This window comes from Prolixibacter denitrificans, assembly GCF_003014495.1.
In the GTDB taxonomy this organism is placed as follows: Bacteria; Bacteroidota; Bacteroidia; order Bacteroidales; family Prolixibacteraceae; genus Prolixibacter; species Prolixibacter denitrificans.
Genome location: NZ_PYGC01000003.1, coordinates 85,356 through 107,851 on the forward strand (window position 1 = coordinate 85,356; position 22,496 = coordinate 107,851).

The 22,496-nt window shown below is 44.8% G+C and carries 27 protein-coding genes; 4 read left to right on the plus strand and 23 right to left on the minus strand.

Annotated features, from left to right (window positions below):
• Positions 1 to 14: 14 nt before the first annotated feature.
• The 20 genes from CLV93_RS07170 to CLV93_RS07260 form a co-directional block, all read right to left on the minus strand.
• Entirely contained in the window at positions 15 to 536 is a 522-nt protein-coding gene (locus CLV93_RS07170; protein WP_106541507.1) for a hypothetical protein, read from the minus strand.
• A 245-nt stretch (positions 537 to 781) separates the two neighbouring features.
• Complete coding sequence (locus CLV93_RS07175) at positions 782 to 1,693, minus strand: helix-turn-helix domain-containing protein (RefSeq protein WP_106541508.1); 912 nt, start codon at positions 1,691 to 1,693, stop codon at positions 782 to 784.
• Positions 1,690 to 2,352 carry a Rossmann-fold NAD(P)-binding domain-containing protein gene (locus CLV93_RS07180; RefSeq protein ID WP_106541509.1) on the minus strand — a complete coding sequence of 221 codons (663 nt, stop codon included), beginning with the start codon at positions 2,350 to 2,352 and terminating at the stop codon, positions 1,690 to 1,692. The genes CLV93_RS07175 and CLV93_RS07180 overlap by 4 nt, the downstream gene beginning before the upstream one ends.
• Before the next feature lie 57 nt (positions 2,353 to 2,409).
• The gene (locus CLV93_RS07185; protein ID WP_106541510.1) at positions 2,410 to 3,189 is read right to left on the minus strand and encodes an SDR family NAD(P)-dependent oxidoreductase; all 780 of its coding nucleotides are present in this window, start codon (positions 3,187 to 3,189) and stop codon (positions 2,410 to 2,412) included.
• Positions 3,190 to 3,276: 87 nt separating this feature from the next.
• On the minus strand, positions 3,277 to 3,432 hold the full coding sequence (locus tag CLV93_RS20235; protein ID WP_153637066.1) for a hypothetical protein: 156 nt from the start codon (positions 3,430 to 3,432) through the stop codon (positions 3,277 to 3,279).
• Positions 3,433 to 3,471: 39 nt separating this feature from the next.
• On the minus strand, positions 3,472 to 4,563 hold the full coding sequence (locus CLV93_RS07190; protein WP_106541511.1) for a toxin-antitoxin system YwqK family antitoxin: 1,092 nt from the start codon (positions 4,561 to 4,563) through the stop codon (positions 3,472 to 3,474).
• A 246-nt stretch (positions 4,564 to 4,809) separates the two neighbouring features.
• The gene (locus CLV93_RS07195; protein WP_170108887.1) at positions 4,810 to 5,538 is read right to left on the minus strand and encodes a class I SAM-dependent DNA methyltransferase; all 729 of its coding nucleotides are present in this window, start codon (positions 5,536 to 5,538) and stop codon (positions 4,810 to 4,812) included.
• 118 nt (positions 5,539 to 5,656) lie between these two features.
• Entirely contained in the window at positions 5,657 to 6,280 is a 624-nt protein-coding gene (locus tag CLV93_RS07200; RefSeq protein ID WP_106541513.1) for a rubrerythrin family protein, read from the minus strand.
• Between the two features lie 24 nt (positions 6,281 to 6,304).
• The gene (locus tag CLV93_RS07205; protein ID WP_106541514.1) at positions 6,305 to 6,733 is read right to left on the minus strand and encodes a DUF2231 domain-containing protein; all 429 of its coding nucleotides are present in this window, start codon (positions 6,731 to 6,733) and stop codon (positions 6,305 to 6,307) included.
• Positions 6,734 to 6,887: 154 nt separating this feature from the next.
• Positions 6,888 to 7,667, minus strand: a complete 780-nt coding sequence (locus CLV93_RS07210) for a uracil-DNA glycosylase family protein (RefSeq protein WP_106541515.1) — start codon at positions 7,665 to 7,667, stop codon at positions 6,888 to 6,890.
• 344 nt (positions 7,668 to 8,011) lie between these two features.
• The gene (locus CLV93_RS07215) at positions 8,012 to 8,851 is read right to left on the minus strand and encodes a DUF4339 domain-containing protein (RefSeq protein ID WP_106541516.1); all 840 of its coding nucleotides are present in this window, start codon (positions 8,849 to 8,851) and stop codon (positions 8,012 to 8,014) included.
• Between the two features lie 670 nt (positions 8,852 to 9,521).
• On the minus strand, positions 9,522 to 10,256 hold the full coding sequence (locus CLV93_RS07220; RefSeq protein WP_106541517.1) for a head GIN domain-containing protein: 735 nt from the start codon (positions 10,254 to 10,256) through the stop codon (positions 9,522 to 9,524).
• Positions 10,257 to 10,389: 133 nt separating this feature from the next.
• Complete coding sequence (locus tag CLV93_RS07225) at positions 10,390 to 10,824, minus strand: VOC family protein (RefSeq protein ID WP_106541518.1); 435 nt, start codon at positions 10,822 to 10,824, stop codon at positions 10,390 to 10,392.
• 90 nt (positions 10,825 to 10,914) lie between these two features.
• A complete protein-coding gene (locus CLV93_RS07230) occupies positions 10,915 to 11,454 on the minus strand; it encodes an NADPH-dependent FMN reductase (protein ID WP_106541519.1) in 540 nt (179 codons plus the stop codon).
• A 66-nt stretch (positions 11,455 to 11,520) separates the two neighbouring features.
• Complete coding sequence (locus CLV93_RS07235; protein ID WP_106541520.1) at positions 11,521 to 12,105, minus strand: YdeI/OmpD-associated family protein; 585 nt, start codon at positions 12,103 to 12,105, stop codon at positions 11,521 to 11,523.
• 124 nt (positions 12,106 to 12,229) lie between these two features.
• A complete protein-coding gene (locus tag CLV93_RS07240; protein ID WP_106541521.1) occupies positions 12,230 to 12,682 on the minus strand; it encodes a carboxymuconolactone decarboxylase family protein in 453 nt (150 codons plus the stop codon).
• Positions 12,683 to 12,744: 62 nt separating this feature from the next.
• Positions 12,745 to 13,329, minus strand: coding sequence for a Crp/Fnr family transcriptional regulator (locus CLV93_RS07245; protein ID WP_106541522.1), 585 nt, complete (start codon positions 13,327 to 13,329; stop codon positions 12,745 to 12,747).
• Positions 13,330 to 13,380: 51 nt separating this feature from the next.
• Positions 13,381 to 14,124 carry a subclass B1 metallo-beta-lactamase gene (gene bla, locus CLV93_RS07250; RefSeq protein ID WP_170108888.1) on the minus strand — a complete coding sequence of 248 codons (744 nt, stop codon included), beginning with the start codon at positions 14,122 to 14,124 and terminating at the stop codon, positions 13,381 to 13,383.
• A 34-nt stretch (positions 14,125 to 14,158) separates the two neighbouring features.
• Positions 14,159 to 14,512: a DUF3795 domain-containing protein gene (locus CLV93_RS07255; protein WP_106541524.1), complete on the minus strand. Its 354-nt coding sequence runs from the start codon at positions 14,510 to 14,512 to the stop codon at positions 14,159 to 14,161.
• A 204-nt stretch (positions 14,513 to 14,716) separates the two neighbouring features.
• The gene (locus CLV93_RS07260; RefSeq protein WP_106541525.1) at positions 14,717 to 15,409 is read right to left on the minus strand and encodes a 2'-5' RNA ligase family protein; all 693 of its coding nucleotides are present in this window, start codon (positions 15,407 to 15,409) and stop codon (positions 14,717 to 14,719) included.
• 221 nt (positions 15,410 to 15,630) lie between these two features.
• Between CLV93_RS07260 and CLV93_RS07265 the strand changes: the two genes are divergently transcribed.
• Positions 15,631 to 16,578, plus strand: a complete 948-nt coding sequence (locus CLV93_RS07265) for an NmrA/HSCARG family protein (protein WP_106541526.1) — start codon at positions 15,631 to 15,633, stop codon at positions 16,576 to 16,578.
• 8 nt (positions 16,579 to 16,586) lie between these two features.
• Here CLV93_RS07265 and CLV93_RS07270 read toward each other — a convergent pair whose 3' ends face one another.
• From CLV93_RS07270 to CLV93_RS07275, 3 genes are all read right to left on the minus strand, one after another.
• On the minus strand, positions 16,587 to 17,333 hold the full coding sequence (locus CLV93_RS07270; RefSeq protein ID WP_106541527.1) for a hypothetical protein: 747 nt from the start codon (positions 17,331 to 17,333) through the stop codon (positions 16,587 to 16,589).
• Positions 17,334 to 17,384: 51 nt separating this feature from the next.
• Positions 17,385 to 17,555 (minus strand): hypothetical protein, encoded by a 171-nt coding sequence (locus CLV93_RS20240; RefSeq protein WP_153637067.1) that lies wholly within the window; start codon positions 17,553 to 17,555, stop codon positions 17,385 to 17,387.
• A 111-nt stretch (positions 17,556 to 17,666) separates the two neighbouring features.
• Entirely contained in the window at positions 17,667 to 19,148 is a 1,482-nt protein-coding gene (locus CLV93_RS07275; RefSeq protein WP_106541528.1) for a M20/M25/M40 family metallo-hydrolase, read from the minus strand.
• Between the two features lie 201 nt (positions 19,149 to 19,349).
• Here CLV93_RS07275 and CLV93_RS07280 point away from each other — a divergent pair, with 201 nt between their 5' ends.
• The 3 genes from CLV93_RS07280 (at position 19,350) to CLV93_RS07290 (ending at position 22,495) form a co-directional block, all read left to right on the plus strand.
• Positions 19,350 to 20,297: an aldo/keto reductase gene (locus CLV93_RS07280; RefSeq protein ID WP_106541529.1), complete on the plus strand. Its 948-nt coding sequence runs from the start codon at positions 19,350 to 19,352 to the stop codon at positions 20,295 to 20,297.
• A 76-nt stretch (positions 20,298 to 20,373) separates the two neighbouring features.
• The gene (locus CLV93_RS07285; RefSeq protein ID WP_246187267.1) at positions 20,374 to 21,168 is read left to right on the plus strand and encodes a type 1 glutamine amidotransferase domain-containing protein; all 795 of its coding nucleotides are present in this window, start codon (positions 20,374 to 20,376) and stop codon (positions 21,166 to 21,168) included.
• Between the two features lie 202 nt (positions 21,169 to 21,370).
• Positions 21,371 to 22,495, plus strand: a complete 1,125-nt coding sequence (locus tag CLV93_RS07290) for a hypothetical protein (RefSeq protein WP_106541531.1) — start codon at positions 21,371 to 21,373, stop codon at positions 22,493 to 22,495.
• The last annotated feature ends 1 nt before the right edge of the window (position 22,496 follow it).

Here is a 22,496-nt window from a genome sequence, read left to right on the forward strand (position 1 = left end):
TCTTGATTGAATATTTATAAAACTGCTCTTCTGGATTTCGGCAAAGCTTGTACCCGTTTATCTTTTTCTATTATCTCAGAGAATTGCTCAAAGAGCTTCCTTAGATTTCTGGCTGCTTTAGTTTCCGACCAGGTGTTTTCCTCCCAATTAATTGTGCACGTAACGGTGTCAAGTGTAAATTTCAGGTTAAAATCCGGACTTGGATCGACAATCACCTTTGAGGTTGGTCCATAGTCTTGAGGATATTGATAGATATCAATATCACACATCACATCGTAGATATGCTTCTTTTCTTCATTCGTCAATCGAAAGGGAAGAACTGTATCCTTATTCCAGTCCAACGCAACAGTTAACTTTTGATGATAGGTATCGAGAATGTATGCTCCCTCGTAGTAGTTCGCTACAAAATTAAAGTCTTTTGGCATTTGTGACTTGTAGTCAAAACTTTTCTGTTCCACTAAGAGGAGTGCGATGCCGAACAACGTAAGGATGCTAATCAAAATTATAAGCCAACGTTTTCTTGCCCTGGAATTCATAGTTGGTTAGTTTAGGCTATTGAAGATAATAAATTTTGAGAAATACATGCGACTTCTCGTGAAAAATAGTACTTCGGCCACAGCCTCCAGACGACGAGATACATGTGCTGCAGTACTTTTCTATTGAAAGCGATAGATTACCAGCAGCAGTATCACAATTCAATTTGACAAGCAAAAGAGTAATAAGTTGGCAAGCGGTCTCCGTTAGACGGGGAATAAAAGGGGAATCAATCAACACGCTTCTTTCAATTCACATTCCGGTACTCCGCCGGGCTCATTCCGGTTTTGGACTTGAATATCTTGCTGAAATGTTGCGGGTATTCGAAACCGAGACTATAAGCTATCTGGCTGATGGATTCCGTCGAATTGAGTAAGCGGGTTTTCGCCTTATCGACCACGAAATAGTGAATGTGTTCCTGCGCGTTACGGCCGGTTTCTTTCTTTAATAAGTCACTCAGGTAGTTGGGCGACATGCCCATTTCGGTGCCACAATACCTGACCGTCGGGATACCTCCCTCAACCGGTTTCTCTTCATTGAAATAGCTTTTCAGCAATTGCTCGAAACGGGTCACGATATCTTTGTTCAGGTTGGTTCGAACGTAGAACTGCCGATCGTAATACCGTGTACAGTAATCCAGTATCAACTGAATGTTGGAGATAATCAGCTTCTGGCTATGTTTGTCGATGTTTTGCTGATACTCTTTTTCGATTTTGCTCACCAGCTCCTGAATCGTTTTCTTTTCATCATCCGAAAGGTGCAGGGCTTCGAACACATCGTAGGAGAAAAAGGAATAATCATCGATGCTTTTGCCCAGTTCCGACTTCCGTATCAAATCGGGATGAAACAGGAGCGTCCATCCGTCGGCGGCATCACCCTCCCTAATTTCATGAATGGTAAAGACTTGTCCCGGGCCGGTGAAGATCATTGTTCCTTCCCGGAAATCGTACGAATTACGTCCGTACTCAAACGAGCCGGGCGAACACATCTTCAGGGTCACCTGGTACATATCGAGCGACACGCGCTGGTTGGCGTACTGATTCTCCCGCCACTCGGTATCGTGGTGATGCAGCACCGAAACCAACGGGTGTTTCGGCTTGTCGATTCCCAGCAGCTCGTGTACCTCACTTTTCGTCTTTACATGGATGATGTCTTTCATTGGGCGGCTAATTCGTTCAAATCCTTATTCGTCAAATATTTATTTTCCCGGGGAAACCGAAGCGTATTGATCATCGCTTTCCCAAACTTTGTGGTCGTGGTGATGTTTTTGGATTTCTTCAGCAATGGAAAAAACGGGCTCAGGATGACATGCATGTAACTGTACCAATTCGTCCTCGATTTGATGCCTTTTTCAGGCAAAATGGTTCCCAACCGCACAGCGTAAGCATCCTTAAATCCTTTACCCAACACCATGTTCTCGGTTTTCCCCTTCACCCGTGCCCACATGATCTTTCCTTTTTCGCTGCTGTCGGTACCGGCACCTGAAACGTAATTAAAAACCATGCCGGGATTAATTTCATACAACACATCAGCGAAAGCTTTGGTGACGTTAAAAGTAATTTGATGATAAGCTTCTTCACTCATACCCAGCGCCGAAACACCCATGCAAAAGAAACAGGCATCATAACCGTTGAGCTGGCCTTTGATGGTTTCCACCCGCAGAAAATCCGGTAGCAACAGCTCTTCCAGTTTTGGGTGCTGCATCTCCAGCGAATGCCGGTTAACGACCAGCACCTTTTCAATATGCGGACTTTCGAGGCATTCCAGCAAGACAGCCTTACCGACCATGCCCGTGGAACCGGTGATGATAACGTTCATTATCTTTTCTGTTTTTTCATCTTAAAGATCGTTTATTTCAGGGTAACCTGAAAACAGTTACTTCACCTCCTGCATCTGGCGGATTTGTTTCAATACCATCTTTTTGGGCAAAAAGGGAATCATGGGCAGCATCATTCTCATGGTAAACGGCAGTCCCGAAACAACATCCAGCTTACCCTTTATCATTCCGCTGTAACCATCTTCCGCTACTTTCCGCGCACTCGTTGCATTTTTGAACATCTCCGTTTTTTCCAGTCCCGCAACTCGCCCAAATTCAGTTTCGGTAGCACCGGGCATCAGGGCGGTGACCGTAATGTGGGTATCACGCAGTTCTTCGGCTATCGCGTTGCTGAAGAACGTAACATAGGCTTTGGTAGCAAAATAAACGGCTTGCATCGGACCGGGCATGAAGCTGGCCGTTGACGATACATTCAAAATCTTACCCTCGTTTCGCTTGACAAATTCCGGTAAGAAAAAGCGGGTTAAGGTGGTGAGAGCAACGATGTTCAGGTTAATCATCGACAAGTCCTTCTCCCACTCCCGCTCGTGGAATTTACCTCGTCCGCCAAAGCCGGCATTGTTGATTAAATAATCGACTTTCCATCCGGCGCTTCTCACCTCTTCGTACACTTCCTCCGGTGCACCGGGTTGCGTCAGGTCCTTTGCTATGACCAGCACATTGCTCTGGTGTTTCAGTTCCAGGTCACTTTTCAGTTGTTTCAGCTTGTCCTTGCTACGCGCTATCAGAATAACGTCGCCGCCTTTTTCGGCGTGAATGGTTGCCAACTCTTTTCCAATACCTGTCGACGCTCCGGTTATTAAGGCTACTTTCTTCATCTCGAATTCTTTTTAATGATTACAATACAAAAGTAGCCCAGCCAAATTTTTGACGACGTATACGTATTCCTGATTGATGAATATATTTTACAGATGTGAAGAGGTTTTCAGGTTGGGCTTTGCAGTTTCAGGTTGCGCTCTGAGGTCACTGTCGTTGAATTTGTCTATGTAGCTTCTGTTGTTCGGATTCGATGGCAGATTCTTCACGAAATCTTCCCGAACCATCGGTGCTTCCTTTCTCATCTTCTCCCCCTCTCATTTTCTCAAATCCATGTTTTCCGCTCAATTTGCATTCACCAAATGACTGGTTTCCCGAATCGATTTAATGGTACTGATGAATTCCTCTTCGTATTTGGGCGCAACACTTTTGGTCATATCCATGTAAATCTGAACTCCTTTATTCTCCTGCGTGATAATGTATACCATGTAGAGTAAATGTTCGAGTTCCGCGCTGGACGCATCGGTATAATGGCATTTGAAGATGTATGAATTTTTAATCGACAAAGGATAGTCTGCGTCATTTTCCTGGGTTAGTATTTCTTCGGTTTCAACACCCTGCTCCTTTATCGGTGTTTGCTTTTCGATGGAGAATTGGGTGACATCCTGTTTGTACTGACTGGCGTCTTCTATATAAACCATTATCGAAGGAGTGATGGGCCTACCGACCGAATCAATAACGGCTTCCCTTCTGAAAACATATTGTGTTTTAACACCCGAACGCTTATCAGCCAGACTCCAATGCGAATTGGGAAGCTTGATGTATAGCCCCGCTTCCTCCAACTGATACTCTGTTTTAAATTCATGGGTACCGGCCATATCTCCTGCTTCAGTAAAAAATTTCCAGGTTCCCGTGCGGTCCCCATCCCTAAATTCTCCTTCGGCGAACAAACTACCTTCATGCCGGTAAATCCGGGTCAGGCCTTCCTGCAAGTCGTTCCGGAAAAAGGTTTCCATCGAAAGCTTTCCGTTGTCGTAATACTCCTTGTATTCCCCTTCCAACTTACCGTTCTCATAATTCTCGATAGCTTCCAGGTTGCCGTTTTCATAATACCAGGTATGTTGGCCCACCTCTTTATTGTCGTCATAATTTCCTTTGTGCAAAAGCTTTCCGTTGGGATAGTAATATTCAAAAAACCCGGTCTTTATCTCTGGCTCGCGGGACGACACGTGCCCAACCATCTGCACTTGGTTATTTTCGCGGTAATAATCAGTGCGCAGCCATCCATTCTTCTCTTTCTTATCGATTCGGTAAAAGGCGCTGTTGTTGTGGTTGGATACCTTCCAGTTGGCATCGAAATAGATGGTATCTGCCTCCTGCCCCGACGCCCAGAGGCTCGTAACAAATAACAGCAATAGGGTTATTAGGCGGTTCATGTTGTTTCACAATTAGGTGATAGGTTCATTGACACACTTGCCGACAGAATCGGATTTGCTTCTTTATCGTCGCACACTTAGGTTTTCACTCCTTAAGATACTAAAATATTGAGGGGAATAACAGACGAGAGTGACTGTTTTACAATATGATAAGATAACCAAGAGAGGTTTCTGTTGGTTCTGTTCTTCGGAAGGATGCGCACTTTTCATCTCATAGTCCTTTTGGTTTCAGACCAGATTCAGGGTCTAATGAAGGACATTATCTGCCTTTTGGGTGATGAGCGTCATCGCTTTGTTCTCCTCCTGAATGTCCACCACTTCGAAACCGGTGAGTTTCAGGAAGAGCAGGATTTCGTCTTTGGTGAAGGCCCGCAATGTGGTCTGGTCATCATGTTCGGTCTTTTCACCGTTACTCTCGATGATGTACCGGGCCTGCCAGTTCCAGGTCCAACCGGTTTCGAGGTTCTTTTCGAGCTTGCTGATTCGCTGAATCGTTTTGTTCGGCAACTCGATGGTTTGCTCAAAATCGCCGAAATTCTCGAAGATACCTTGGGCTTCGAAGACACCGAAGACGAACAGCCCATTTTCTTTCAGTGCGCTGTGAATTCCGGTAAGAGTGTCGACGATTCCCTTGTTGTCGGTGACATAGGCCAGCGAGCGGCCAGTGATAAGCACCGCGTCGAACTGTTGGTCAAAACGGAGGTGGCGCATGTCGCTTTGAACGAAAACATCCTGCTGCACTTCTTCCCGGGCAATGTCCAGCATCTCTTTGGCTACATCCAATCCGGTGTAATCGTATCCGTTGGCTAGGAACCGGCGGGCCAGCATGCCCGAACCGCAGCCTACCTCGAGAATCTTTTGGCAATGATTCTTTCGCAGGAGGTCATCGTAGAAACGAAACTCTTCATCGTAATCGAAGATGTGTTGGTACATCTCGTGGTACACGCGGGCCAGTGTGGTATAGAGTTGGGTCATGGTTTTTGGGTTGTTCTTCCTGGGAAGGAGAATAAAAAGCATAATATCCTGTGCAATTAAGTTGTAATTGCACAGGATATTACAGTTGAAATAAGATACTATGAAATAGTCTCCTACTTTAATCGAAATTGATAAATTTTGACTTGTCTGTCATACAGAAGGCACATTTATCATCCACATTTGCCATATCGTATGTGTTACCACAAACAGGACAAACAGCGTACCCCGTAGGCAAACCGCTTTCCGATTCCGCGTTTAAAGCGCTCAGTGCATTGGAATAAAAATCATTGTGTTTCTTTTCCGTGTCCAACGCCCAGGTAAACGACTGTTCCGCTTTCTGAACTTTTTCGGCTTTTGCATCGGCCAGAAATTGAGGATACATTGTGGCGACTTCATACGACTCGCCTTCTATCGCTGCCTGTAAGTTCTCTGCCGTTGTTTTCACTTCAAATTCCGGTGTAAAATCATCCATCTTTTCGCCTAATGATTCCAAAACCTTGGTATGATTGGCTGCATGTACTGCTTCCGCGTTTGATGCGGCACTAAAAAGCATCGCAATTGCATCATGACCTTCTTCTTTTGCTTTCTGAGCAAAGGCTTCATACTTTTTGCTTGCTGTTGTTTCACCGATTATACCTGCTTTGAGGTTTTCTATTGTTTTAACCGGCTTGGATTGATTACAACTTGTAAAAGCTATTAGACTTGTAATAGCCAATACTAAAAATATGCGTACTTTTTTCATTTGAGTTTGAATTTATATTGTTTATTAAAGGGGCATCATATAGTTATAAACCAGCGTTCCGCCAAAGAAACCTGTTATACCGACTGAAATGGCGCCAAGTCCGTAAAGCGCAAAGGCAAGCCATTTTAAGTCTGAATGTTCTCTTTTCTTAACAACAAGAAAAATCCGAATAACGGAAGTAAGAAATAATAAACCCAACGTTATCCAGGCAAACAACTCGTGGGTAGCCTTAACTTCTCCTGCGGCACCTGACATATCGGAGGTAAATAAAACACCGGCCAGCAAAGCAAAAACGGCCGAAAGTGTACCAACGATTAGCAAGTAAAAACCGGTCTTCGATAAACATGCTTCTTTCTTAAAGACCAGCGAAGCAAAATCGGCAATAAATCCAATCAAAATTAGTGCGATTGGAAAATGAACTAACATTGGATGAATGTGGCTTACTGAAATCATAGTTAATTAGTTTTTAAGTAAATATAACAAATATACTTGTCTAAAGACGGTGATGAATCAGGTTAGTTTTTTATTTAAAATCATTCTTCATTTACCAATGTCCGATACAGGAAACACTCGTTGACACCGGGGTGCTGCCAACGAGTGTAGCGGGTTATTTCAAGCGGCAGGTTGCTCTAAAAGCGAAACGCTGCATCGTCATTGAAGATGTGTTGGTACACCTAGTGATACACGCGGGCCAATGTGGTATATAGTTGGGGCATAAATTTTCGTTTTGTTTGATAAAATTCAAATAATCAACTAAATAATTTTTATAAAACTCGTTTCTATTCCAAGTCGGCTGATGTGCAATCGGATAAATTCTTCTTTGCAAATAGTTTTCAAAGGGTTCGTTACATTTAAAGTCTCTTCCGGATTTTGTGTCACCAATATAATTCCAGTAATATTTTACTTTCTTGCTATTTGTGTGTATCAATTGAGCTATCAAAGGCTCACCTAGCGTTATTACAAATGGATTCCCGAACACAGCGATTTCATTTATAAGAAGATCTATCCAGATTTTGAATTGTCGGGTTAATATTGTCTGGTCGTCGGCTGGAGGAAATCTAAAAAAGTATTTAAATAGATTTGTTGCATAGATTTCTTTTTCGATATCAATCTCTAAAATATCACACACCTTTCTCAAATATGTCTTTAGACTATTATCTTTATCCAGATTCAATGTCAAGTTAATATCTCCACGCGATTCTGCTCTTCTTACGGTTGGGTCTTGCCCAATGATAATTAATTTGACATCGTCAGTCCTATCCGCTTTTGAGAAGGGAAGTAAAAATTCAAAAGTAAAATCTATATCGTTTTTCAAAACAGAATCATCTAACAACGTCTTTACTGCGATACCCAATTCTCTCTTTATTCGTAAAATATGGCTTTCCATTGTCGCTAAATTTGAGTTCCTAGATCAAGTGAAACGGCTTCCTATATGGCATCGCTAGCGATTTTGAAGTACGTCCTTATCAGAATACAATTTACTTAAAATAGAATTAAAAATATTTGCAACTTGCCAGCCCCCAATGCGTCAAATACAGTGTTATGACCTGGCCTTTTTATTTCCAATTGTTTTTATGTATTTCAAAATGAATCTTCATGGAGTCTCTTCGTCGGTTTTAGATGCATTTAGAGAGTTAAGATTTAGATAAAGGCAAATGCAAAAATACCCTGCCGGCGATTGTATGCTGACAGGGTTTATATGAGGATGAAAATGCTTTGTATTCTTATTTGCTAATATGCCGGTTGATGCACGAAGTAGTTCCGCTTCACCTTCATTAAACCGTATTGCAGGAAAAGGTACGGCAGCATTTCGATGAACAGTACGGTGAGGCCTTCACGCAGGGTTAACGGCGAACTGAGTACGGCGCTGTCGGTGAAAATCATGAGAAACAGAGCCACAATAACGACCATGAACACCAGGATGCTGTAGAAGAACTGCAGGTAGGCGAAGTTCCGGAAAGCGGTTACTCCTACCCTTTTCAACAGACTTAGTTTTTGGGCCAGCCGGAGATAATGATAACCGTTCAGAATGAAGGCCAGTACCACTACCAGGATACCATAACTATACAGCGTGTTGTCGATAACGCGTCCCCGCTCGTAAGCCATCAGGATGTAGATGGGAATGGAGGTCACGATGACCCAGTTGACATTGATCGCGGGCTTCCTGATTTCGAGGTGCAGTGAGAGGTATTTCTTCATGCCGGTCAACAACCGGACGAGCGCCAAGAGACTCAAAAACAGCACGAAGCCGTAAAAACGGATATCATCCATGTCGAGCATCTGCAGCACGATTTCAACCACCAGCATCAACAGGAATATCCACCCTGATAGAATGTCCGCCCGAATGTACCGGAAAGCTTCGGTCTCCCGTCCCAGCTTTTTGTCTTCCGCGGGAACGGGTGGCAAGATATCCCGAAAGAGACCAGCCAGCTCTTGTACCTGCATGGCTTTCTCCCATCTGGACATTCCCTTTTTCCAGACTTTGGTCGTCTCCTTTATTCTTCCTTCCAGGTCATCCAGGCTAAACGGGCCGTACCGGTCATCGTCAGCTATGTAATACCACTCTTTCATAAATCTTCATTCCTTGTTCCCGGTCAGTTTTTTCATCCATAATACCGGAGCGCCTGCCCAAAAGGCGTCTCCATTTGCCAGTTTTACCAGGAAAGGTTTGCTCTAAATTTACCCTGACGTTTTATTCAAAAACGAACAGTATCCGCAATTAGTACACGAAAGTAGTATTTCTAATCTAATTTATTATTCATTAGGAGACATTTACGCCCAGGCAGGGAAAGCGCTTTTCTCCGTTCACGGAACAGATCGGTACTTTCATGGAAGAAATCGATAGGTTCATCACCAAAACCGGACTATTTAGAATGGATATAAAAAGGTTGCGATTTCAGGTTAAGGAGTTTCGGTCGTTACTGTTGTTCGGCTTCGATGAAGGGAGTCTTTGTGGCCTTCGTGAAAAATCCTCGTGTTCTTCGTGGTAAAGAAAAGGCTCCTCGCAAAATCCGCAAAGGTTTTCGCAAATAGCGCAAAAGGCTTTTCGAAGATGGTAATTGCAAAGCCCAAATCCTGAAACTCGGATTTATCCTTTTTTACCTCCTGTTTTTGGAGGATTATTAGCTCGTCCGCGCCCGGATGGTTTTCCGGTTGTGCTTGGTGCATTTTTTAATCCGCTTGATTTTGACATAACAATTAAATTGAAGTTTGTAATAGAGCGATTAACCGTTACAGACAACTAATTCGTATTCATCACGACTCCCGATCCGGTAATCGTTTGCGTAACGGTTGGGCTTCCTCTGTAGAAAACACTTCCCGAACCGCTGATGCTGATGTTCAGGGTATCGTTAACCGTGACGAAGCAAACACCGCTGCCGGGAATACTGATGTGGCAATTGTCCGAAACAATCGGGTAAGCGGCAAAATTGCCCGAACCGCTGATAACAACATCCAGGTTCTTCAAATCGGAAAAATCCTTCGTCCCCATCACGTTTCCACTTCCGGTGATGGTAACCGACAGATTTTCGCATCCGCCAAAAGCATTCATTTCAATGTTTCCGGAACCGGTAATGGTTAGCGCCAAATCATCCTGCCCGGTGAAATCGTTCACTTTGATGTTTCCCGAGCCACTGACCAGCAGGCTACTGATCGTTGGTACGGTAATGTAAATCGTCAAATCGTAGTTGGTGTAATTCCCGTCTTCGAGCTTTACGGTCCAAATGCCTCCCGACACATTAGTCTCCAACCGGTCGATGATATTCTGCTGAGCCGACACTTCCACTGTTTGTGTGGCTCCCTGTGTGATAATGATGTTGGCTGCCCCGGCCAAATCGATACCCGTGAAATCAGGAACCGTGATGGTCTTCGTGACCACCGGCCCTTCGCCGGTTATTCTAGTGGTGTCACTATCGCAGGAGATCAGCAACAGGATAGGCACCATCAGGGCTGTGATGAAAAGTTCAGGTCGTTTCATATTGGTAACGTTTCAGGTTAACAGCTCGTTGGTCTTTCCATACCTGAATAAAGTTACACAATCCGGCCTCGAAATGCATCTTCCAGGAGCTCATTTCCGGCTGCCGGGAAATGAAATGACGAGTTCCGGTTGGCTATTCCTGTGGGTTCTCGTTGAAGCTAATCATCCAGTTGACACCGAAAGCGTCGGTGCACATCCCAAAGTAATCGCCCCAGAAGGTGGAAGCCATGGGCATGGTCACATTGCCGCCCTTCGACAGCGCCATGAAAAAACGATCGGCCTGTTCTTTGCTTTCGGCCGAAACAGATAACGAGAAGTTGTTACCTACTTTCAGTTCGGGGGTCCAGCCACCGGTATCGCTTCCCATCAGGATATTTTCTTTATTGAGGGGCAGCGCAATGTGCATAATTTTGTTTTGATCGGCTTCCGGGATTTCCACACCATCCTGCGGCGGCATGTCTTTGAAACGTCCAACATAGGCAAACTCGCCACCAAAAACAGCTTTGTAATGGTTAAAAGCCTCCTCGCAGTTTCCTTTAAAAGTCAGATAGGGATTTACAATTGTCATGATCTCAAAGTTTGGTTACACAGATAGTTTTGTTCCGGATGATCCATCCGGTTTCATAACACCCTTATCGGATAAAAGTTTGCCGTTTAACTATTTATCCAGCAAACGGAGAAAGTTATCCATCAGAGTATTCAACTTTGCTTCAGTCTCCGCATCCGTGATTACACCATTCGGTCCGATTTTCCCTTTCGCTCCTTTGATCAACAAACTTCCATTCGCCGGAACTGTGGCATCCAGTGTGCTCATAATCAACCGGAGTGATTCGATCGCTTTCTCACCGGAAGCAGCCGCCACAATCAGTGCAACCGGTTTTTTGCTGAAAATGGTGGTGGAGACCGTCCATTCAATGGCGTTTTTCAGACTTCCCGGCAGGCTGAAAACATACTCTGGTGTACAAATGATAACACCGTCGGAGGTGGCAATGCGATTCCTAAAATCGACCACGCTTTCGGGAGGTGTGTCAGTATCTTTGTCGGGATTGAAATGCGGTATTTTATCAATGCCGTCATACAAATCAACCGTTATTCGACCGCTGTATGTTGCCGCTATTGCTTTCAGCATTGCAAGGTTCACCGATTGCTGTTTGGTGCTTCCTGATATAGCCAGTATTTTCTTTTTAGAGCTGGTCATGCTTTACTACTTCACATCAACAAGATGCAAAACAGTTTTGACGAGTAAAGGTTGGCCGGGAATTCTTTAATGAAACTTCTCTCCTTTGGCCATCATTTCCAGAATCTGTTGCATACGTTTCTTACGGGTTTCCGGTCTTTTCGCGGTACTCAAACGGTATGCAATGGCATACAGATTGGCTTTGTTCAGTTTTCGGAAAAACGCCAGTGCCTGTTGATTGGCCGATAAAGCTTTCATAAAATCATCAGGGATGGTCATGTTGCTTTGTGCTTCATAGGCTTGTTGCCATCGTCCATCGGCTTTGGCGCTTTCCACTTCTGCCAGTCCGGTCGGTTTCATTCGACCCTGTTTCATCAACCGTTCTACATGCCCGGTGTTCCGCTTCGACCATTTGCTTCCATTCCGGCGCGGAGTGAATCTTCTCAGCCACGATTCTTCGTCGTATTTCTTCAACTGTCCGTCTATCCAGCCATAACAAAGTGCTACATCCAGCGCTTCGTCATAAGTCACGGTTTCCTTTCCCGAGTCTTTTTTAAACAATCGCAACCAGATGCCGTCCGGGTTGGTATGGTTCACGGCCATCCAGTCTTCAAATTCTTTTCCCGATTTGAACGGCAGGATGGGTAGTTCGTTTGGCTTTTCTTTCTTCATTCTGACTTCTCTCGTACCTTCAAAAATAAATGAAATACATATTCATACGAGCAGAATCCAGACTGGTTCCGTTCATAAATTAGCAGAGACAAGGTAATTTCCCTGTCTCTGCTATCAAGGAGCATTACGGTTGAACCGCTTCAATCCGGCTGGCTGCACCCGAGACGATTCCTATCCGGTTCCAGGCGTTGATGGTGATAATACCCATGATGATTTGGGCCAGGTACGTTTCATCAAAATATTTGCGTGCGTTGACGATTAGTTCCGGTGGAACATCTCCATGTATCCGGGTAACGGCATCTGTCAGCGCCAGAATGGCTTTTTCTTTTTCATCGAACAGGTCAGTTTCTTCCCAGGCATCCAGCAAAAAGATACGTTGTGGAGTTTCACCATACTTCATGGCATCCGTGGTGTGCTTGTCGATGCAAAAGGCGCAACCATTAATTTGCGATGCCCTTATTTTAATTAACTCACGATGGATATCGGTCAGTCCGCTGTTTTTGAAGTAGTGTTCCAAACCGAGCATGGCCTCGTATGCTTCCGGGTGTACTTCGGCGATCTTTACATGTGCTTCCATGACATTTGCTTTTTGTTCGTCACAAAGTTGGCCATGAAAACACGGAAAAAACTTAAACAGGTTTAAGAAACGGATGAATCAGTCTTTTTTCTGAGTTCACTCAGATATTCAGGCGTCATACCGAGCAAAGATGCCAGCATATATTGCGGTACCCGTTGCACAAATTCCGGGTATTTTAGCTGAAAACCGAAAAACATCTCCTCTTTGGAACGACTGTACAACAAACCAATGCGGAATAACGACGCAGCATAGGCCCGTTGCAGTATTTTTCGAAAATAGGTCTCGAATGCAGGTACCGTGGCGAATAACTTCTCACTGGTTTCATTGTCCAGCGAGATGACCATCGAATCCTCAACAGCCTGGATACTATATTGGCTGGGAACGTTTCTGTCCTTGCTCGTATAATCGGTCATCCACCAGTTTTCGATGGCAAACTGAATAGTCCTTTCCATGCCTTGCTCATCGGTGAAAAACATCCGCAAACATCCGGACACCACAAAATAGTTGACCCGGCAGATGTCGCCGGTAGTCAGCAACAACTCCTTTTTCAGCACCTTTCGTTCGCTAACACTTGCCGTAATGAAATCGGCCTGGTCGTCCGTCAATTCGGTAAACTGGCGAATGTGTTGGATCAGCTCCCTGCTCATGGATTTTATTTTCCCATTACGGAATTGAGAGGGAGAAGGTAACAGAAATTGTTATTGATTGGATTCGGCTAACCGGTACGTGTGCCTCAACAATTCGGGGCCGCCGAATGGTCCGTGTCCGGGAATGACAATGCGGGCGTCCGTGAATTTGTCGATCACCTTTATAATGGTGGCCGGATAGGCTTTCAAATCGCCATCGCCCGTATTGCCCAACGTACGCGAATTCATACTCTTTACCAAACAACCGGGAAACAGGATCTTCTCTGACGGAATCCAAACCACAATGTTATCGGTCGCATGGGCCGGCCCCAAGTAATAACATTCGATGGTTTTATCTCCTAGTTTCAATTGCAACGAATCTGTGAATCTATGATCGGGAACAGGCAAGCCTTTTACTTTCGCGCTGTCGACGGTTATCTGGTTCGCCCACGACGGAATATGCTGCTGTTGCAAATAAGCTAGTCCCCCCATGCAGTCAATATGCCAGTGGTTGGGAACAAAACCGACGACTTCGACCTCCATCGAACTTTTGAGCCAATCGACCAACGTCCGGGTCTCTTCTTCGGTTACCGGTGTGTCAAACAGAAATGCCTCCTTTCCGTTAACAAATATCAATCCGTTGGAAGAAACTCGTCCAAACGGTGGAATCTCTGCCTGTGAAATATGTACATATGCCCGCTCGGACAGTTTGACCAACACAATGTCATCGGACACTTTTAGCCGCTGCGCAATTTGCTGCGCCCATACTTGTCCCTGTAAAAAGACCATCAGGGAAATCACCAACCACTTTTTCATATTTATCATTGGTTACCATTAGGAAGTTCATTTCTTATGCCAGTGCCTGATGAATGGAATCGAGCCGGGCTTTGGCATCCGGTTCCTGACCGAAAATGGAATCAAGCTTTTCGCACGGATAATCACTGCAATGAGCGCAATTATCCAGACCTCTTTCCCGGGCACAATTCCGAATATTGCAATTCCGACAACCGGAAAACAGGCGACCTGTTTCAGCCGTGCAGCCATCACAGTCGGTTACATCGCGCAATTGTATATCGATTCCATACTCCATGGCACATTGTCTGACAATATCTTCGTGCATGGCCTGTTTCCGAATCAAATCCGTCTCGAGCGTGGCCATTTGAATAGGGCATCCGTCGCAGTGCAATCCACAATAAGCCATCATGATCGTTCTTGTTTAGGTCTCGTTTCTTTTTCCCGAAAAGGGAAAGCATTTGTTTATTTCAGACGGAGCCGAATTCCTATCTGTTCCGCCCGCCGAATCCTTTCGTCGCTTCGTTTCCCTGCGACTATGAGATGGAATAGCTGCAGGTTTTCGTTGATCTGTTGTCAGCCATTCCATTGAAAAAGTTACGTAAAAACTTTGCATTTATCCTAACGGGAATCGGCTCAGTGTTCTTACTTTTTCCTTCCGGAGATACCAGTCGTTGGTTACCAATTCGATTTCCTTCACCTGAAACGTGCCAAAGTCGAAATCCCGAAACTGTTCCAGCTTATCCAGGAAAGTATCTTTATGTTGGAGCGGTTTCCGGAAACGAATAACCGTAGAATGGGCAGTCTGCAGAACATACCGTTTATCGATAGATTGCTGCAGTTCTGATTTCCTGAATTGCTTTCGCAGACTTTCGCGCAACTCATTTAGCCGGTCGTTTTCACTGAATCCCTGAACCATCACTCCCGATGGCGAAGCCGTAATTCCTTTCATCCGAATTGAAAAAGAATCTTCGCCTGCCAGACTTTCACGAATCAGCTGATTGTAGGACGGTAAATCAATCTGTTCCGGGTGAAATCCGCTGTAGCAGGAAATAACCGACAAGAGGGTGATATGTAAATCGGAAGTGGGATAATAATACTGCTCAGGCTCTGTCTCTTTCATCATTTCCAGCCAGAGAAGAATGCGCTTCTTCACCTCGTTGTCCGGACGAATCAACAGGGTTATTCCGCGCCGGTCATCCGACGGAGCATCCAGCAATTCATCCGTAACAACTCCTTCTTCCCGAATCTTTGCTATCGAATCGGTGTACAATTGACGATAATGCTTTGTCAGTGCAGCTTCATTCATGTAATCTGGAAATTTAGGGGCTGGCGCTTCTGTCCAACCGAATCCGCGAACGGATTTTAAAAGTAGAAAAATTATCGAAAGCTCTCTGTAAAACCTCACACCTAAACCTGCTTGTTTTCTATTTGATTGGCAATTAAAGACAAAAAAGTATTTATCTATTGCTTTTCGGTCCTAAACAGCGTAACTTATTTATTCTGTATCGTTTAACTAATCATATTATCATGAAAGATCAAAAGATTATTGCTGTTGTGGGAGCTACCGGGGCACAGGGTGGCGGACTGGTTCATGCCATTTTAAACGATTCGTCGGGGGAGTTTAAAGTACGTGCACTAACACGGAATCCCAATTCCGATAAAGCAAAAGCACTGGCAGAACTGGGAGCTGAAGTAGTAGCTGCTGATGTTGATGACCAACAAAGTCTGGTGAAAGCCTTCACCGGAGCGTACGGTGTGTATTGCGTTACGTTCTACTGGGAGCACTTTTCTCCTGAAAAGGAGAAAGCGCATGCAAGATCGATGGCAGAGGCGGCAAAAGAAGCCGGGGTAAAACATGTCATCTGGTCAACGCTGGAGGATACCCGCAAATGGATTCCGTTAAGCGACAACCGGATGCCTACACTACAGGGGAAGTACAAAGTTCCACACTTCGATGCCAAAGGTGAGTCGGATGCTTTCTTTGTGAACAGCGGTATTCCTTATACCCTGCTGCACACAGCCTTTTACTGGGATAACTTCATTCACTTTGGAATGGGACCGCAGAAGCTGCCAGACGGACGACTGGCGATTACCTTCCCCATGGGTGACAAAAAACTTCCCAGTATCTCAGCAACGGATATCGGCAAATCGGCTTTCTACATTTTCAAGGCCGGAACAACTTACCTGGGTAAAACAGTTGGCATTTCGGGAGGCAACTTAACCGGGCAACAAATGGCTGACAGCTTTACCAAAGCACTCGGCGTTAAGGTCGTTTACAATGATGTACCTGCCGATGTGTACAGAGGTTTTGGCTTTCCGGGAGCCGACGATTTAGGAAACATGTTCCAGTTTAAAAAAGAATTCCAGGACTATTATTGTGGTTCGAGAGATGTGGATTTTACGAAGAAACTCAATCCGGAACTGCAATCATTTGATGAGTGGCTGGCTGAAAACAAAGAAAAAATCACGATTTAAAGGGAATGTTATCGAAGTAGTCTGGCCTTACCTTTCCCAATCTGTAATAGTTTTCTTCCTACCAGGAAAAACCAGAGAAGATACAATGGCCCGGCAACTGCCATCAACAATGTACTGGCTGCCGGGAAAATAAAGCCTGCGAAGATGTGCAAAAAATCGACCCCATGGGTTACCAGGCCGGTGTAGGCCGTGAGTTTGCTGAATACAGCACTTTTCAGCATCACCCATGAAATAAAGATGCCGCCCAGTTGCGTAAGGATGCTTCCCACAATGGCGCCGGTTCCGTGCCACATGTCGGATGCAAAAAGTACTTCCCCGGCAGCAATTAGGCGGCGTTGTTCTTCCGGTGTAACGGCACCGGCATACCGGTTACTCAGGTATAACCATGAGAATACCGAGGGGGTAGCCAGAAAAAGGGTCACACCAATAAATACCATGATAACCGATAAGGTCGTAATTCCCCGGTTGGATTCCTTCAGACCAAAATAAAGTCCGGCAAACAGGACATAGTAGAGTGGAATAAATATGACCGTTAGTATGTCAAGGCGAAGCAAGCCGACCAACTTATTCTCCTGCAACATGGCAAAACATTCTTCAACCGTCAGTGGTTGGGTACCGATGGTGACCAGCAAAATCATGGTGACTACCGAGTATCCAATCAGAATAAAGGCTGCGATGCCGGCTATTCTGCAGAGCCTTTTTACCCCTGCATGTCCGGCGATCCATTCCAGTGTCGTTTCTTGTCGGGGCATCATGGTATTGGCTTTTGCGCTATTCTTGAAGTTTCCTTTGCGGATAACCACTCGTTACATTAGATCCAGCTTTCGACGGGATGTGGCAATTAGTGCCAGACCAACAATTCCGATGGTAATTCTCGCTCCTGTTGGCAGCAAATCAAAAAACATCATCGCCGCTCCTGTTAACGCCAGGACGATACCAAGATAAAACTGAATATTGTTGATAGTCTTTCGTTTCATTTTCCTCAGTTTAAGTTTCGGATATGTCGTTCGTTAAGCAATGATTCCCAAATGAAATCTATGATCAAGTTACCAAAAAATGACCAATCCTCTTAGCGACTTCCCTGAAAACTAACGATGAGTAGCCTGCACTTGTTCCCTTTCTAAACTGAAAGATTCATTCCGCTGCAGCGTAAGAATAACCTGGCCTATCAGGAAAATACGGTTTTGCAGCAAAGGATAGTTGATCTTCTCCGGTGTGTCGGTCGGTTTGTGGTAGTCTTTATGCAAACCGGAGAAGAACATCACGGCCGGGATACCTTTTTCATAAAACTGGTATTGGTCGGAGCGCATGTAGTACCCGGTTAAATCGTGCGAATTGTTGAAAGTATAATCGAAGGAACATTCAGGAACCCGTTGGTCAACCTTTTCAAAAAGCGCAGCGAGCTTCGGTTGCGTGTCGGTTCCAAGGGAATAGAGATAAGCCTTTTTCCCGATATGTTGAGAATCGATGCGTCCAACCATATCAATATTCAGGTTGATCAATACTTTTCCCGGTTCGAAATCCGCTCGTTTTACCTGGTATTTAGCGCCCAACTCTCCCACCTCTTCACCCGTGGTCGCCAGGAAAATCAGGTTGTATTTCAAGTCCGGAATACCGGAAAACAATTTAGCTAACTCCAGCATGGAAGCCACGCCGGAGGCATTATCGTCGGAACCGCGGAAATAAAAACGTCCGTCAGTTCCCAAATGATCGTAGTGCGCCATGATGTAAATGGAAGTATCGGATGTTCCCTTCAGCATCCCGATTACATTTCGTCCCGTCGTTCGGTTCACTATCCGCTCACATTTCACCCGAACAGTGTTCACCGGACAATCAGCAATCGCTTTAGTTTCGATCAATTGATTGAGGTCTCTGGCAGACATCTTCATCAAATGGCGAATCTGCATATTGGGAATAATAAATTCCACAAAACCAATACTATTATTTTCAAGCTGTTCACTATCAGCAAACGTATATCGTTTCCGGGTCATGAAGTTCTTAAAAGTTCTCCGGATGGATTCGAATTGCTTATCGTTGTAGGGATTAGCTAAAATTAACCCTGCGGCTTTTCTTTTCTCCAGTGCGGCTTTAATATGGTACGCTGAACGCAGGTTCTTTGTAAAAACCAAAACCATTCGGTTTTTTACATTGATTTGCTCCAGATCTTCAAGTGTTCCGTTACCGCCGAAGACGAGCTCCAGTTCCGTTTCCTCATCTATGGGTTCACGGCTCATACAGGCCGTCTCCTGGAAGTCATCGAGCTTTCGGTTACGGGCCGTCTTCAAATACGTTTCGCCCCGATAATACTGCACCAGCTTAAAATCGTCGAAGTAGCCGTTGTCTCCTGCTTCAGAAAGGCCGTACTTTGCAAACTCTCCGGCAATATACCGTGCCGCTTTCATCTGCCCGAGCGTTCCGGTCAGGCGTCCTTCCATCGAGTCGGACGCTAATACTTTAATGGTCTGCTTTAGCTCATTTTTATCAATTGAAAATCGCTCCGCATCAAGTACCGCTTGTCCATAGACTTGAGTTGACAGGGCAACAAGAAAGAAAATAAGAATTTGTTTCATCGGTCGTTTAGGTTAGTGAAAAAGTAAAGCTGGCTCCTTGAGAAAAACCAGCTTTCTAAAACTACAAAACTATTATCATATCTAAAAAGATATCTTGCATATGCAGATTGAAATACACCGGCAAAAAAACATTGCTTACATGTAAACTGTTAAACACAACAGACAGACTTATCTTTTATTGAATATTAGAATAGCAATCATATGATAAAATTAGGAAATACAGATTTACAGACTGCTCCCATCGTATTCGGGGGCAATGTTTTTGGATGGACACTCGACGAAAAAGAGTCGTTCAGGATACTGGATGAATTTGTGGATGCCGGCTTCAACACCATCGATACAGCCAATGTATATTCACGCTGGGTCGACGGCAACCAGGGCGGCGAATCGGAAGCGATCATCGGAAAATGGATGAAGGAAAAGGGAAACCGCGATAAAGTAACCGTGATTACAAAAGTAGGCTCCGATATGGGGCAAGGACATCGCGACCTTTCGGAGAAACACATCATGGAAGCAGTAGAGGACTCATTGCGCCGGTTGCAAACCGACACGATCGATTTATATCTCACCCACTGGGACGATGAAAATACACCGGTGGAAGAAACGCTGGGAGCTTACGAAAAACTTATTAAAGCCGGAAAGGTGCGCTTTATCGGCGCCTCCAATCTTCCGCCCGAAAGGCTGAAAGAATCGATGAGAGCCAGTGCTGAAAACAATCTGCCTCGCTACGAGGTATTTCAGCCCGAGTATAACCTGTACGACCGCCGGGGATTTGAAGAAGGCGTCGATCCCGTTTGCCGGGAAGAAGGGTTGGGCGTTATTACCTATTTTTCGTTGGCCAAAGGTTTCCTTAGCGGGAAATACCGAAGCAAGAATGACCTCCGTAAAAGTGTGCGCGGTGGAGGGGTTGAAGGCTACCTGAATGAACGAGGTTTCCGTATCCTGAAAGCACTGGATGAACTAGCAGCCAAACACGAAGTTTCGCAGGCAGCTGTGGCACTTGCCTGGCTTATTCATCAGGAGGACGTGACTGCACCCATTGCCAGTGCGACCAAAAGCAGCCATCTGAAAGCATTCTTCGAAGCAGTGCAAATGAAACCGGAACCGGAAGATTTGCAGTTGTTACAATCAGCTTCAGCATATAAATAATCTTAAGCCAAGAATTTGAATCCCATGCCATACGGTTTCGTATGCTAAAAAGAAATCCATCAAACAAAAATTGTATATGATTAGAAAATTAATGCCCGTCCTGCTGTTTGGACTCCTGTTAAGCAGTTGTAGCCAAAAGCACAAGGACCATTCGACAAATGACGACACTGCCGCTAATGTGAAAACGGAAAAAGCGGCCAAACCAAAAATCCTGTTCGTGTTGACCAACCACGATCAGAAAGGTGACACCGGCAAGAAAACCGGATTCTTCTTATCGGAAGCTGCTCATCCGTGGGATGTCTTAAAAGACAAATACGTCATCGATTTTGTCAGTCCGAAAGGCGGGAAAGCACCTGTTGACGGATTCGATTTGAACGATCCGGTGAACAAAGAGTTTTGGGACAATCCCGAAATTCAATACAAAATCAATCACACGTTGAAACCATCGGAAATCAACCCGGACGATTATGTGGCCATCCACTTTGTCGGGGGGCATGGTGCCATGTGGGACTTCCCTGAAAGTAAGCAACTGGCAGCCATTGCCGCGAAAATTTACGAACACCATGGCGTGGTAAGTGCCGTATGTCACGGTCCTGCCGGTCTGATAAATATCAAGCTGGATGATGGCTCCTATCTTATTGCCGGGAAAAAGGTAACCGGTTTTAGCAACGAGGAAGAAAAAGCAGTGAAACTCACCAATGTCGTTCCGTTTTTATTGGAAAATAAACTCAAAGAGCGCGGTGGAATCTATTCCTGCTCATCCAAGTTCACTGTGCATGTCGTGCACGACGGACGATTGATTACCGGGCAAAACCCACAATCGGCTAAAAAGGTGGGCAAAGAAGTACTAAAAGAATTGCAGAAGGATTAACTTCCGGATACGATAGAATATTAATTAAAGCTCTTGCATTTCCCCGCAAGGGCTTTTTTATTCCCATCCATATTATCTAAGATTAGCATATTACCTCATTTTTTTTTTACGTTTTGATGATATTTCGTACAGATTGAAATACTAAAAGGACGCCTCCAAACGTATTCCTGAGAAATCGATTAACCTAAAAAAACTATCCAAAATGAAAGTAAAGAATCTCTGGAGCGTCCTGTTCATCGTTTCGCTTTTGATAACAAGCTGCAGCGATGACAACAACGGCGTCGATGAAATTGAACAAAAGAACAGCGAAGAACTTCTCACAGCTCATCCCTGGAAATTTAAAAGTCAGGAAATTAACGGTCAGACATCTGATTTTATTACAAGTAGCCACATTCCATATATTGCTATTTTCAATTCTGATGGAACGTTTGCCATGGCCAATTTTTATCACTACGAAGACAACCTTCCCTGGACTTTCAATGAAGAACAAATCTATGTAGATGAGCAACTGCTGAACATTGATGAAATCTCGGAAACGAACCTGAAGATTAGTTACACCGACGAAGAAGACGGCGATGTGACACTCTACTTCGAATCGGAAGAACCAGCCGACGCCTTCGAGGGAGATGCAATCTATGGCAAGCATTATAAAGTAGCCGAAGCTGTTTTTAATTCGGAAACTCAAACCATGGAAAATAACCTTTCGCTCTTCCGGTTCCGCGCTTTGATTGAAGATGGAATGGCGACAGCTACCTATGAGAAAGCAGTTAGTCTGCCCTACACCATTGTCTCCAAGACATTTGTTTTTGTGGAAGAAATGAGCGAAGGATACGAGATGAAAGTGGACACAGAAGGTGATTTGCACCTGTTGTCAATGGAATATGTTAGTTCTGTTCCCAAATCGACCAATGTAACAGGTACGACTGAGACCGACAACGTTTACACCATGTCATTTCGGTTTACCGAATGTGAACTCTCCGACTTTCTTACCGGTCCCGACTGGAAACTGACTGAAGTTCAAAAGAACGGACAGGTAACCACCCAAGACTTGCCCATTGACCTCGGTACCATCTGGTTTATCAACCCGCTCACCCAAAAGATTGAGGAACGACCAACCGCATCGGATGATGTAGCCGAATATTTACTGTGGGATTTTATTGGTACGCCTACTGCCGATAACATCCAGCTGGAAGTTACCATCGATGGCGGTGAAGTTTTAACGTTTACAGTTATTCAAGTCAGTTTAACCGAACTGGTTTTTGAAACAGAATATGACACAGATACGTACCGTTTTACGTTCTCTGTGGAAAACGAGCAGGACGTGTAAT

Excerpts from the sequence above, each read along its gene's own strand:
- CLV93_RS07170 (WP_106541507.1), bottom strand. The coding sequence starts at position 536 with ATGAATTCCAGGGCAAGAAAACGTTGGCTTATAATTTTGATTAGCATC.
- CLV93_RS07175 (WP_106541508.1), bottom strand. The coding sequence starts at position 1,693 with ATGAAAGACATCATCCATGTAAAGACGAAAAGTGAGGTACACGAGCTG.
- CLV93_RS07180 (WP_106541509.1), bottom strand. The coding sequence starts at position 2,352 with ATGAACGTTATCATCACCGGTTCCACGGGCATGGTCGGTAAGGCTGTC.
- CLV93_RS07185 (WP_106541510.1), bottom strand. The coding sequence starts at position 3,189 with ATGAAGAAAGTAGCCTTAATAACCGGAGCGTCGACAGGTATTGGAAAA.
- CLV93_RS20235 (WP_153637066.1), bottom strand. The coding sequence starts at position 3,432 with ATGAGAAAGGAAGCACCGATGGTTCGGGAAGATTTCGTGAAGAATCTG.
- CLV93_RS07190 (WP_106541511.1), bottom strand. The coding sequence starts at position 4,563 with ATGAACCGCCTAATAACCCTATTGCTGTTATTTGTTACGAGCCTCTGG.
- CLV93_RS07195 (WP_170108887.1), bottom strand. The coding sequence starts at position 5,538 with ATGACCCAACTCTATACCACACTGGCCCGCGTGTACCACGAGATGTAC.
- CLV93_RS07200 (WP_106541513.1), bottom strand. The coding sequence starts at position 6,280 with ATGAAAAAAGTACGCATATTTTTAGTATTGGCTATTACAAGTCTAATA.
- CLV93_RS07205 (WP_106541514.1), bottom strand. The coding sequence starts at position 6,733 with ATGATTTCAGTAAGCCACATTCATCCAATGTTAGTTCATTTTCCAATC.
- CLV93_RS07210 (WP_106541515.1), bottom strand. The coding sequence starts at position 7,667 with ATGGAAAGCCATATTTTACGAATAAAGAGAGAATTGGGTATCGCAGTA.
- CLV93_RS07215 (WP_106541516.1), bottom strand. The coding sequence starts at position 8,851 with ATGAAAGAGTGGTATTACATAGCTGACGATGACCGGTACGGCCCGTTT.
- CLV93_RS07220 (WP_106541517.1), bottom strand. The coding sequence starts at position 10,256 with ATGAAACGACCTGAACTTTTCATCACAGCCCTGATGGTGCCTATCCTG.
- CLV93_RS07225 (WP_106541518.1), bottom strand. The coding sequence starts at position 10,824 with ATGACAATTGTAAATCCCTATCTGACTTTTAAAGGAAACTGCGAGGAG.
- CLV93_RS07230 (WP_106541519.1), bottom strand. The coding sequence starts at position 11,454 with ATGACCAGCTCTAAAAAGAAAATACTGGCTATATCAGGAAGCACCAAA.
- CLV93_RS07235 (WP_106541520.1), bottom strand. The coding sequence starts at position 12,105 with ATGAAGAAAGAAAAGCCAAACGAACTACCCATCCTGCCGTTCAAATCG.
- CLV93_RS07240 (WP_106541521.1), bottom strand. The coding sequence starts at position 12,682 with ATGGAAGCACATGTAAAGATCGCCGAAGTACACCCGGAAGCATACGAG.
- CLV93_RS07245 (WP_106541522.1), bottom strand. The coding sequence starts at position 13,329 with ATGAGCAGGGAGCTGATCCAACACATTCGCCAGTTTACCGAATTGACG.
- bla (WP_170108888.1), bottom strand. The coding sequence starts at position 14,124 with ATGAAAAAGTGGTTGGTGATTTCCCTGATGGTCTTTTTACAGGGACAA.
- CLV93_RS07255 (WP_106541524.1), bottom strand. The coding sequence starts at position 14,512 with ATGATGGCTTATTGTGGATTGCACTGCGACGGATGCCCTATTCAAATG.
- CLV93_RS07260 (WP_106541525.1), bottom strand. The coding sequence starts at position 15,409 with ATGAATGAAGCTGCACTGACAAAGCATTATCGTCAATTGTACACCGAT.
- CLV93_RS07265 (WP_106541526.1), top strand. The coding sequence starts at position 15,631 with ATGAAAGATCAAAAGATTATTGCTGTTGTGGGAGCTACCGGGGCACAG.
- CLV93_RS07270 (WP_106541527.1), bottom strand. The coding sequence starts at position 17,333 with ATGATGCCCCGACAAGAAACGACACTGGAATGGATCGCCGGACATGCA.
- CLV93_RS20240 (WP_153637067.1), bottom strand. The coding sequence starts at position 17,555 with ATGAAACGAAAGACTATCAACAATATTCAGTTTTATCTTGGTATCGTC.
- CLV93_RS07275 (WP_106541528.1), bottom strand. The coding sequence starts at position 19,148 with ATGAAACAAATTCTTATTTTCTTTCTTGTTGCCCTGTCAACTCAAGTC.
- CLV93_RS07280 (WP_106541529.1), top strand. The coding sequence starts at position 19,350 with ATGATAAAATTAGGAAATACAGATTTACAGACTGCTCCCATCGTATTC.
- CLV93_RS07285 (WP_246187267.1), top strand. The coding sequence starts at position 20,374 with ATGATTAGAAAATTAATGCCCGTCCTGCTGTTTGGACTCCTGTTAAGC.
- CLV93_RS07290 (WP_106541531.1), top strand. The coding sequence starts at position 21,371 with ATGAAAGTAAAGAATCTCTGGAGCGTCCTGTTCATCGTTTCGCTTTTG.